8 protein-coding genes are annotated in these 10,724 nt (G+C 64.4%); 5 read left to right on the forward strand and 3 right to left on the reverse strand.

The genetic code is table 11. The annotated features are described in order from the left end of the window. On the forward strand, window positions 1–1,070 hold a 1,070-nt coding region (locus AB4Z11_RS10615; protein WP_442025187.1), incomplete at its 5' end, for a DUF3500 domain-containing protein. Here AB4Z11_RS10615 and AB4Z11_RS10620 read toward each other — a convergent pair. Then, entirely contained in the window at window positions 1,071–2,273 is a 1,203-nt protein-coding gene (locus AB4Z11_RS10620; RefSeq protein ID WP_442025189.1) for an MFS transporter, read from the reverse strand. Window positions 2,274–2,384: 111 nt separating this feature from the next. Here AB4Z11_RS10620 and AB4Z11_RS10625 point away from each other — a divergent pair, with 111 nt between their 5' ends. Both AB4Z11_RS10625 and AB4Z11_RS10630 read left to right on the forward strand, forming a co-directional pair. Continuing rightward, complete coding sequence (locus AB4Z11_RS10625) at window positions 2,385–3,302, forward strand: LysR family transcriptional regulator (protein WP_442025191.1); 918 nt, start codon at window positions 2,385–2,387, stop codon at window positions 3,300–3,302. A gap of 45 nt (window positions 3,303–3,347) precedes the next feature. Further along, complete coding sequence (locus tag AB4Z11_RS10630; RefSeq protein ID WP_442025193.1) at window positions 3,348–6,116, forward strand: putative bifunctional diguanylate cyclase/phosphodiesterase; 2,769 nt, start codon at window positions 3,348–3,350, stop codon at window positions 6,114–6,116. Here the strand turns inward: AB4Z11_RS10630 and AB4Z11_RS10635 are convergent. Continuing rightward, on the reverse strand, window positions 6,110–6,835 hold the full coding sequence (locus AB4Z11_RS10635; RefSeq protein ID WP_442025195.1) for a substrate-binding periplasmic protein: 726 nt from the start codon (window positions 6,833–6,835) through the stop codon (window positions 6,110–6,112). The two genes, AB4Z11_RS10630 and AB4Z11_RS10635, sit on opposite strands and share 7 nt — an antisense overlap. A gap of 152 nt (window positions 6,836–6,987) precedes the next feature. Between AB4Z11_RS10635 and AB4Z11_RS10640 the strand changes: the two genes are divergently transcribed. Together AB4Z11_RS10640 and AB4Z11_RS10645 are read left to right on the forward strand one after the other, a co-directional pair. Next, entirely contained in the window at window positions 6,988–9,009 is a 2,022-nt protein-coding gene (locus AB4Z11_RS10640) for a methyl-accepting chemotaxis protein (RefSeq protein WP_442025197.1), read from the forward strand. Window positions 9,010–9,016: 7 nt separating this feature from the next. Continuing rightward, window positions 9,017–9,850, forward strand: coding sequence for an HDOD domain-containing protein (locus AB4Z11_RS10645; protein WP_442025199.1), 834 nt, complete (start codon window positions 9,017–9,019; stop codon window positions 9,848–9,850). 236 nt (window positions 9,851–10,086) lie between these two features. Here AB4Z11_RS10645 and AB4Z11_RS10650 read toward each other — a convergent pair whose 3' ends face one another. Next, window positions 10,087–10,596: a GAF domain-containing protein gene (locus AB4Z11_RS10650; protein WP_442025201.1), complete on the reverse strand. Its 510-nt coding sequence runs from the start codon at window positions 10,594–10,596 to the stop codon at window positions 10,087–10,089. Between the last annotated feature and the right edge of the window lie 128 nt (window positions 10,597–10,724).

A 10,724-nucleotide genomic window follows, 5' to 3' on the forward strand; every position in this document is an offset into this window, starting at 1 on the left:
TCACCAGCCTGAATCCGAACGCGCCGAGCTATCCAGCCGTGGGCCTGGCCAATGCATTCACCGCGACACTGGCCGATGCGCAGAAGACAGTGGCGACTTCGGAGTCCTCCACGTCGACCGTGCTGTTCCCATACAACCGCAGCAATGTGATCACCTGGTCCGGTCAGGCTGGCGGCCACCGCGGCCTGCGCCTGGATGCTTCCGTGCTGACCGCCGACCAGCTGACCGCAGCAAATGCGCTGGTGAATGGTGCGCTGAGCGCGAGCGGCGCCAAGCTGCTGTCCGAAGTGCGTGCTGCGGACGATGTGCTGAACGCTAACYATCCAAACGCTGGCTGGGGTTCGGGCCTGTACTGGCTCTCCATCGTCGGCACGCCGGTGACGGATGGTCCGTGGATGCTGCAGGTGAACGGCCACAATATCAGCTATAACATCACCTACAACGGCCTGTACGACAGCGCCACGCCAATGTTTGCCGGCGCCGAGCCGACTGACTGGACTTCGGGCGGTGTGGCGCATGCGCCGCTGGAAGCGCAACGCCAGGCGGTAGCGAATCTGGCCACGGCCTTGCAATCCGATGCGGGCACCGCGGCGTCGGCGCGCCTGAACGGCACCTTCACCGACATCCTGATGGGCGCGGGCGCCAATGGCGATATCAACTATGGCTTGCTGAGCTATCCGAGCGCCAATCGCGGCGTGCTGTACTCCAGCCTGAGCGATGCGCAGAAAGCCTATGTGAAGGCGGTCATCGAAGCCTGGGTACGCACCCAGCGCGACAACCTCGCCAACACCCTGCTGCCGGTGTATGAGGACGATACCGCGCTGGCCAATACCTATGTCGGCTTCGCGCCAGGCGCCAGCGGCACGGCGGACTTCAGCGCGAATCCGAACGGCAGCGCATCGCCGCTGGCCACGAAGAATTCCTATCTGCGCATCGATGGTCCGCGCGTGTGGATTGAGTTCGCTGTGGTGCCGGGGACTGCCAATCCGAATCAGGTGGCGTATCGCACCGTATGGCGCGACAAGGTGGCTGATTACGGCGGCAGCTTCGGCCCCGGCGCCGCGAAGTAGTCAGGCGCGCTGGCCTGCCGGTGCAGACCGCGCGGCCAGCGCTTCCGTGATCCAGTAGAGCAGGGCGATGGCCGGGAAAGCCATCCCGGTCCACAAGGCCGCCCGCCAGCCGAGGGTGGCCAGTATCCAGGCGCCCGTCGCAGAACCCAGCGCACCGCCGGCAAAGAACAGTGCGAAGTAAATGCCATTCAGGCGGCTGCGCACTTCCGCGCCGAGCGAGAACAAGGCACGCTGGCCCAGCACAAGATTGGCGGCCACGCCCATATCCAGCACGATGGACGCGATCACCAGCAGGCCCAGTGCGACGGCACGCGATTCCGGCGCCCACAGCGGCAGCGCAAATCCCGCAATCCCCAGCAGCAGTGCGGCGGCTGTCGCAGGCAGCGTGTAGCCTTTGTCGGCCAGTTTGCCTGCGATAGGGGAGGCGATGGCGCCTGCCATGCCGACCAGGGCAAACAGCGCGATGCCGCTTTGCGAGAGGTGGAAGTGTTCACCTTCCAGGACCAGCGGCACAATCGTCCAGAACATGCTGAAGGCGCCGAACAGGCCTGCGTGGTAAGCCGCGCGGCGGCGCAGCACGGGCGTGTCGCGGAACAGATGCCACAGCGATCCGATCAGGCGGCCGTAGGAGAGCGGCGATGAGGGCACGCGTTGCGRCAGTTTCGTTCGCAGCACGAAGGCCAACACCGCCACCAGCAGCGCAGCGGCGCCGAACACCACGCGCCAGCCGGCGTAGTCCGCAATCAGACTCGCAGCGGGACGCGCCAGCATGATCCCCAGCAGCAGGCCGCTCACCACCTTGCCGACGGTCTGTCCGCGCGTTGCCTCGTGCGACAGGTGGGCGGCGAACGGCACCAGCACCTGGGCCGCGACCGAGCCAAGACCAATCGCCAGCGAGGCGGCCAGGAACTGCTCTGCGCTGTGGCTGGAGGCGGCTGCGGCCAATGCTACGGCGGCAAACAGCAGGGCGCTGAACACCAGCTTGCGGTTTTCCAGCAGATCGCCCAGCGGCACGACGAACAGCAGGCCAAGCGCGTAGCCGGCTTGTGTCAGGGTGACGATCAGGCCCGCCGCTTCCGGCGACAGGCCGGTCGCAGCGCTGATCGGACCAACCAGTGTTTGTGCGTAATACAGGCTGGCGACAATGAGGCCGCAGGCGCCCGCCAGCAAGGCAACCATGCCACGTGAAATATCGTTTTTCATGAATCAGCTCCGGTAGTGGAAAGTTGGAGTGATTCTGCGGGATGGAGCCAAAAAGATAATTGGCCAACAAATGTCCTATACTTTTCATTTTATGTGAACAATGGGGCCGCGATGGACCGCCTGAAAGCCATGCAAACCTTCGTCCGCATCGTGGAAGCGAACAGCTACACCAAGGCGGCGGAAACACTCGACCTGCCGCGCGCTGCGCTCACGGCCACCATCCAGAAGCTGGAAGCTTATCTGGGCACCCAGCTCCTGCAGCGCACCACGCGCACGCTCTCGCTGACCAGTGACGGCGCTGCCTACTTCCGCCATTGCCTGGCGATTCTCGCGGCGGTGGACGAAGCCGAAGCGCCATTCCGCGCCAGCGATGCCGAGCGCCCGCAGGGCAAGCTGCGCGTGGAGCTGGGCGGGGCCGTGGGGCGCAACGTGGTGCTGCCCAAGCTGGGCGAATTCCGCCGCGCCTATCCGGATGTGGAACTGGTGCTGAGCCTGAGCGACCGCCTGACGGATCTGGTGCGCGAAGGCGTCGATTGCGCGCTGCGTGTGGGAGAACTGCAGGACTCCGCCCTGATTGGCCGCCAGATCGGCACAATGCGCTTTCTCACGTGCGCCGCACCGTCCTATCTCGCCGCACACGGCGTCCCGCAATCGCTGGACGATCTGGCCCGGCACACGGCGGTGCTGCATTTTTCCGGCCGTACCGGGCGTCCTTTCGATTGGGCCTTCATCGATGGCGGAGCGGTGCGCAAGATCGATATGCCGGGCACGCTGGCCACCAACGACGCGGAAGGCTATATCACGCTTGGCCTGCAGGGACTTGGGCTGGTACAGACGGCGACCTATCTGGTGCGCAGTCATCTCGCCAGCGGCGCGCTGGTGCCGGTACTGTCAGACACGCCGCCCACGCCAATGCCGGTATCGCTGGTGTACCCGCAGGGCCGCATGGCATCGCCCAAGCTTCAGGTATTCGCGCGCTGGCTGGAGGCGCTGTTTGCAGCCGAACCGGATTTGCATCGCGATTCTTGATCCAGATCATGTGAAGCGGGGCGGCTGCCGGCCTAGAATCGGCGGATGAATGTGCAGAACTCGAATATCGCGGTATGGGAGCTCGATGCAGCATGGCGCACCGTCGGCGCCAATCCTGCCGCGATTGCATTGGCTGGCCCCGAAGCAGCACTATGCTTTGCTGCCGAAGACTGGCTGGCCCTGACCGCCGAACTCTCGGCTGGCCGTCCCTTCTTCGCCGAACTACGCTTGCGCAGCCAGGATTCTTCCGAGCGTCCCTGCCAGGTGTGCGCGTTGCCTGGCGGGCTGCTGCTGGCGCGTCCCAGCAGCGAGGCGCTTGGCATGCGTCAGCTGGCCAGCCTGCATGCGATGAACGAGATTTCCGCCATCGCCTTCCAGGGCTTCGGCGATCAGATGCACGGCGCGCTGGCGATCGGCGCCCGTCTGCTTGGCTTGCCGGTCGGGACGCTGTCGCGCGTGGAAGGTGAGCATGCCACGCCGGTTGCCTGGCTGCCGCCAGGGATCACATCGCCGGGCCGGATGCGTGCCTTGGGCGACAGCTGCTGCGCCACTGCGTTCCGCAGCGCCGTACCTTTCACGGCAAGGGCGGCCGCCGGCACCGGCGGTCTGCTGCACAGCTGCGTCGATCTTGCGCTGCATGCCTATATCGGCGTACGCATTGAAGTGGCAGGCGCGCCGTGGGGCGTACTCAGTTTTGGCGCGGTGGCGCCATTCGCGCGCAGCTTCGACGAGGGCGATGACGAATTCATATCGCTGCTGGGCCGCTGGATCGGCGGCGCCATCGAGCGCGCCGCGGCGGGCGAGAAGCTGCTGCTGGCAGCGAGTGTGTTCGACAATGTGCGTGAAGGGATCATCATCACCGATCCTGCCGGCACCATCGTCAACACCAACGAAGCCTTTACTCGCATCGCGGGCTACACGGCAGACGAGGTACGCGGCCGCAATCCCAGCATGCTGCAATCGGGACGCCAGCCGCGCGAATTCTATGCCGCGATGTGGCAGCGCCTGCGCGAGCAGGGCTACTGGCAGGGCGAGGTCTGGAACCGCCGCAAATCCGGCGAGGTGTACGCCGAACTGCTGACCATCACGGCCATCCGTAATCAGCGCGGCGAAGTCGAACATTATGTCGGCCTGTTCTCCGACATCACGCGCCAGAAAGAACACGAACGCGAGCTGGAACGCATCGCGAATTATGACGCACTCACTGGTTTGCCCAACCGCCGCCTGCTGGCCGACCGTCTGCATCAGGCACTGGCGCTGTCGCAGCGCAACGGCAGTACGCTGGCCGTGGTCTACCTTGATCTGGATGGCTTCAAGACTGTCAACGACGTGCAGGGCCACGAGTACGGCGACGAGCTGTTGATCGCCGTGGCGCAGCGCATGAAACAGTCGGTGCGCGACAGCGATACCGTGGGCCGCCTGGGCGGCGATGAATTCGTCGCCGTGCTGCAGGACCTGCCGGAGGGCGGCGCCTGCCTGCCGTTTCTGGCACGCCTGCTGGACGCCTGCGCGCGGCCCGTAACCATCGATGGCAGGCTGCTGCAAGTCTCGGCCAGCATCGGCGTGGCGCTGTACCCTCAGAACAGCGAAGTCGATGCGGACCAGTTGATGCGCCAGGCCGATCAGGCCATGTATGAAGCCAAGCTGGCGGGCAAGAACCGCTTCCACATCTTCGACGCCGAGCAGCAGCGCAGCACCATCAATCGCAACGAACAGCTGGACGGCATCCGGCGCGCCTTGGCGGACGGGGAATTCGTCCTGTACTACCAGCCGATTGTGGATCTGCGCCAGGGCCGCGTCATGGCAGCTGAGGCCCTGATCCGCTGGCTGCATCCACAGCGCGGCTTGCTCAGTCCCGCCGAGTTCCTGCCGCTGATCGAGGATGATCCTTTGGCCGTGCAAGTGGGCGAGTGGGTGCTGGGCGAGGCCTTGCGCCAGCAGGAGCGCTGGCAGGATGCAGGCCTGCACATCGTCAGCAGCGTGAATATCGGCAGCTGGCAATTGCAGCAGCCCGACTTCGTGCCGCGCCTGAAGGCGATGCTGGATGCGCATCCGCACGTGGCGCCTTCGCGCCTGAAGCTGGAAGTGCTGGAAACCAGTGCACTGGAAGACATCGCCCATGTCTCGCGCGTCATCAGCGATTGCGCGGCGCTGGGCGTGTCTTTCGCGCTGGACGATTTCGGCACCGGCTATTCCTCCTTGCTATATCTGAAGCGCCTGCCCGCGGCGCAGATCAAGATCGACCAGAGCTTTGTGCGCAATATGCTGGAAGATCCGGACGACCTGGCCATTCTGCAGGGCGTACTGGGCCTCGCTTCTGCATTCCATCGCGAGCCCATAGCGGAAGGCGTGGAAAGCGAAGCGCATGCGCGCATGCTGCTGCAACTGGGTTGCCGGCTGGCGCAAGGCTATGGCATCGCACGTCCCATGCCGGCGCAGGACATGCCCGCATGGGTGGCGCATTGGCGGCCCGCGCCCGGATTGGCGGCAGTGCTGCCGCTGGCGCAGGATGCCTTGCCGTTGCTGGCGGCGCAGGTCGAGTATCGCGCCTGGGCGCGCCGGCTGTCGGACTATCTGGATGGTGCGGTAGACCAGCCGCCGGAAGTACCGGCCGCGCTGGCCTGCCTGCAAGTGCTGGTGGCGACGCGCGCGCTGACGCAGGCCGTGCAGTTGCAGGCGTCCCAGCTTGTCGCGCACCGGCGTGGGCATCGCACCACGGCGCTGCGTGAGGGCAGGGAAGGCATGCGCGTGCTGCTGGCGCAACTGGGCGCACAGCTTGTCGCGCTGCTGGAGGCGGCGCCTGCGCGCTACTGATATTTGCCGACGGCTTGCTGCCAGCCAGGATCGTCGCGCAGCTTGCGCAAGGCGGGCATGAGCTGATCGAATACGGCCTCTTTGCCATGCGGGATCAGGAAGCGCCGTTCCACCTGGCGTCCAGGCAGCTCGATCAGCAAGAATTTGCCGGCCAGTGCGTGCAGCTTCATGTAGTAGCGCGCCACCGACTCGGCCACCGCCACGCAATCCACGCGGCCCAGCCGCAGCTTTTCCAGATTGATTTCTTCGCTCAGCGCATCGGCGCGCTGCAGGCCGTGCTGGAGAATCCAGTTGTCGATGTTGGGGTAGACGTAGCCCAGTGTCAGGCCGATCGACTTGCCCGTCAGACCGCCGTCGTTCGGGTTCACCGGATTCTCTACCCGCGACACGAGCACGAAGTGGTCCACGGCAAACGGCGGCGTCCACAGGTATTTCTTTTGCGAGACATCGTTCATCCACTGCGGCATCATGCCGATCACGATGCCATCCAGACTGCCTTCTTCCAGCCGCATCTGGAGACGCTTGCGAGGCAGATAAGTTAGCTGGAAATGCAAGGTGCCCAGCTGCTGATGGTTCAGATAGTCGACCAGATCGGGATAAATGCCGCCGCTCCCATTGACCATCAAAGGGGCGAAATTGGCACTGGTGTACACGGTGACAGTCTCTGCGTTGACGAGCGGAAACCACAGCAAGCACAGCACGAAATACAGGATCTTCATTGGTCTGAATATACGCCGTCTGTTCGCGCCGACGCAACAGACATGGCAGGACGGCAAGACTATTTCGTGGTAATTCTCACAAATTGTCACAATTTGGCGATTTTCGGGCCTATCATCAAATCGCGAGCTAACTCAACTATGCGGGGTCCGAAATGATGCTCACCTCCCTTCTTGGCCATCTGCGCCTGGGTCACAAATTCCTTATTCTCGGTGTGCTGGCGCTGGTGCTGGCAGTCATACCCGCCACGCTGTATATGCGCGAAGCGGGCAAGGTGCTGGATGCCTACGAAGGCGAACGCACCGGCATGCCGGCCGTGCTGACGGGACTGAAAGTGGTGCAGCTGACGCAGCAGCATCGGGGCTTGTCCGCCCTGGTGCTGGGCGGCATCCAGTCCGCACAGGAGCCGCGCCGCGCCAAGCAGCAGGAAGCGGATGCCGCCTACGCCGAGCTGGAAAAGCTGGTTGCGGCCTTGCGTGATCCAGCCATCAGCGAAGCCTTCGCCTCCGCCAAACGCGACTGGGAAACGCTGCGCGACGGCGTGGCCGGTGGCCGCATCAGCGTGCCGGAAAGCTATACCGCCCACACGGCCCTGGTGCCCAAACTGCTCAAGACCAATGACCTGATCGGCGACGCCTACGGCCTCAGCCTCGATCCCGACAAGGACAGTTACCAGCTGATCCAGGCCATGTTCTACCAGCTGCCGTATCTGACCGAAGAAGTCGGCAAGACGCGCGCCAAAGGCGCCGGCCTGCTGGCGAAGAAGGAAGCCAGCGTAACGGATCGCCAGGTGCTGAACGCGATCGTTGGCCGCGTCGGCGATCGCCTCGACCAGACCACGACTGCGTTCGGCAAGGCTGCCGCAGCCAATCCTGACATCGAAAGCAAACTGGGTGGCGGCATGCGCGAAGTGTCCGAAGCGGCGCACAACGTGACCTCGCTGGCGCAGGAACAAATCATCAAACCCGAAGCACTGACTTATTCGGGGGAACAGTACGTCGCGATTTCGACCGCGGCGATCGATCGCCAGTTCGCGCTGAACGCGGCAGCGGCCAGGGAATTGCAGGCCATGCTGGATGAGAAGATCCAGCACTTCTACCAGCAGCGCTGGATGATGATCGGCTCCCTGGTTGGCCTGCTGGCGCTGGCCGGCTGGATCAGTGTGCTGATCGCGCGCTCGGTGACGGTGCCGCTGGCGAATGCCATCGGCGTGGCCGAGCGGGTGGCCCAGGGCAAACTGGCGGGCGATTTCGACGTCGGCCCGCCCAATGAAGTGGGCCAGATGCTGCGCGCCCTGAAGGCCATGAGCGGTAGCCTGCGCAGCATCGTGTCCGACGTGCGCATCAGCATCGACAATATCAACGCGGCCAGCCGCGACATCGCCAGCGGCAATGCGGATGTGTCGGCGCGGCTGGAGGCGCAGGCTTCGAGTCTGGAGGAAACGGCGTCGTCGATGGAGGAGCTGACCTCGACCGTCAAGCAGAATGCCGACAATGCGCGCCAGGCCAACGAGCTGGTGCAGGGCGCGTCCGGCGTGGCGGCGCGCGGCGGCGAAGTGGTGAGCCAGGTGGTGAACACCATGGGCCAGATCAACGATAGCTCGCGCAAGATCGTGGACATCATCGCCGTCATCGACGGTATCGCCTTCCAGACCAATATTCTGGCGCTGAATGCGGCGGTGGAAGCGGCGCGCGCCGGTGAACAGGGCCGYGGCTTTGCCGTGGTGGCCGCCGAAGTGCGCAATCTGGCCCAGCGTTCGGCGGCGGCAGCGAAGGAAATCAAGGACCTCATCACCCACAGCGTCGAGCGCGTCGAAACCGGCAACAAGCTGGCGGGACAGGCCGGTGCGGCGATGGAGGAAGTGCTCAAGAGCGTGCAGGGCATCACGCACATCATGTCCGAGATCGCCATCGCTTCCAAAGAGCAAGGCATGGGCATCGAGCAGGTGAACATGGCGGTGACGCAAATGGACGACACCACTCAGCAGAACGCGGCACTGGTCGAGCAGACCGCTGCCGCCTCGGCGAGCCTGCAGGAACAGGCGCAAATGCTGGTGAAGTCGATCAGCGTGTTCACGCTGGATGAGGATGGCGCGCGCGATATGCGCCCGGCTTTGGCGGGGCCGGCGCACGCGAAATTAGGCAGACCTGCACTTAAGGTCGTAGCAACAGTATAATTTTTGCATGGAGAAGCTCAAAGACTTTGCCGCCATCATTTCCGAAGCCCAGCGCGGGGAGCTGGTCTTTCCCACCAGCGTCAACGCGGCGCTGTCTCTGCAGCTTGCCGTTTCCGATCCGGATACGCATGACGAAGAGGTGGTACGCCGCGTGCTGGCCGAGCCGGTGCTCGCGGCCCGCGCCGTGGCGCTGGCCAATTCCGCCGTGTTCCGCGCCCGCGGACCGGAGGTGACCAGCGCCCGCGCCGCCGTACTGCGGCTGGGCTATCGCAATCTGTACACGCTGGCGGCGGCCATGGTGGTGCGCCAGTTCGGTTCGCGCATCCGCGACCCGCTGCTGCGCGCGCGGGCGGACCAGCTGTGGAAGTATTCGGCCCACGTGGCGGCGCTGTCCTATCTGATCGCCCAGCGCATCACGTACAGCGATCCGGACACGGCCCTGTTTGCGGGCATCCTGCACGAAACGGGCGGCTTTTATCTGCTGGCGCAGGCCGATGCGTTTCCCGGTTTGCTGGACGATCCGGAAGAGTGGATGGGCGCGGCGCAGGAGATCGTGTCGCGCGAGATTCTCAAGAAGCTCAAGGTGCCGGAGCAGGTGCTCGCGGCGATTGTGACGCTGCGCGGCGGCGCCGTCAGCATCCCGCCGCAGGGCCTGCGCGACACTCTGCTGCTGGCCAAGCACCTGTGCCCGGTGCTGTCGCCCATGCCCCACTCCGACGACCACCACCTGTCCCGCACCGCCGCCGTGGCGCAGTATCTGCAGGACTACCCCTCGATCTCCGCCCTCATCGACGAAGCGGCCGACGAAGCGCGCTCAATGAGCAACGCCCTCCTGGTCTAGGATTTCCTCTACCGTGTACGGCAGCGCGGCCGCGAAAGCCGTTGCCGGCAGCCCAGTCTCATGCGCTGCCTTGCGCAGGGCGAGTGTCTACACCTTGCGCGCCGTGGCCGGCGCGGGGAAGTCGTCTGGGTAGGCGGGCGGGTGGGTGAGGTCGTTCATGGCTAGCCTCCAAAACGACAGGCTAGGAAGCGGCAGGCCCGCCTGTCAAACTGGACAGGCGGGAGATTTGAGGCAGATCAGGCGAGGGTTTGTTCGAGGATGCGGACCAGGGACTGGATGCCTTCCGCGTCGACCGCGTCGAAGCGGTTCGGCAGCGGGCTGTCGAGATCGAACACGCCGATTACATCGCCGTTCCGGGCAAAGATCGGCACCACCAGCTCGGAGCGCGAGTTGGCGTCGCAGGCGATGTGTCCAGGGAAGGCGTGCACGTCCGGCACCAGGATGGTTTCGCGCTTCTCCACGGTGGTGCCGCACACACCGCGGCCCTTCTTGATACGAATGCAGGCCGGCTTGCCCTGGAACGGGCCGAGCACCAGCTCATCCGGACCCTGCATGAAATAGAAGCCCGCCCAGTTCAGGCCCGGCATCGAGTTGAACACCAGGGAACTGGCGTTGGCCGTGTTGGCGATCCAGTCGCTTTCGCCGTGCACCAGGCCGCTCAGCTGGGAGCGCAGGTCGGCGTACATGGTCTGCTTGGCTTCCGGCGTATCGGCGGAGTAAGCGGTGTCGCTGAGAGTGAAAGTCATAATGCGTTGCTAATTGATGGTTTGAATCGAGCAGTTTACCCTGTATTGGAGGGCCTTGCAGTGCCAGAGGCATCATTATATTTTTAAAACGGGCGCTGTAAAAACGTTAATTACTGATAGCATGTGGC

It is taken from the genome of Pseudoduganella sp. RAF53_2 (assembly GCF_052113985.1).
In the GTDB taxonomy this organism is placed as follows: domain Bacteria; phylum Pseudomonadota; class Gammaproteobacteria; order Burkholderiales; family Burkholderiaceae_D; genus Rugamonas.

Bases quoted from the DNA above. Each gene is read 5' to 3' on its own strand.
- AB4Z11_RS10625 (WP_442025191.1), top strand. From the start codon at position 2,385: ATGGACCGCCTGAAAGCCATGCAAACCTTCGTCCGCATCGTGGAAGCG.
- AB4Z11_RS10630 (WP_442025193.1), top strand. From the start codon at position 3,348: ATGAATGTGCAGAACTCGAATATCGCGGTATGGGAGCTCGATGCAGCA.
- AB4Z11_RS10635 (WP_442025195.1), bottom strand. From the start codon at position 6,835: ATGAAGATCCTGTATTTCGTGCTGTGCTTGCTGTGGTTTCCGCTCGTC.
- AB4Z11_RS10645 (WP_442025199.1), top strand. From the start codon at position 9,017: ATGGAGAAGCTCAAAGACTTTGCCGCCATCATTTCCGAAGCCCAGCGC.
- AB4Z11_RS10650 (WP_442025201.1), bottom strand. From the start codon at position 10,596: ATGACTTTCACTCTCAGCGACACCGCTTACTCCGCCGATACGCCGGAA.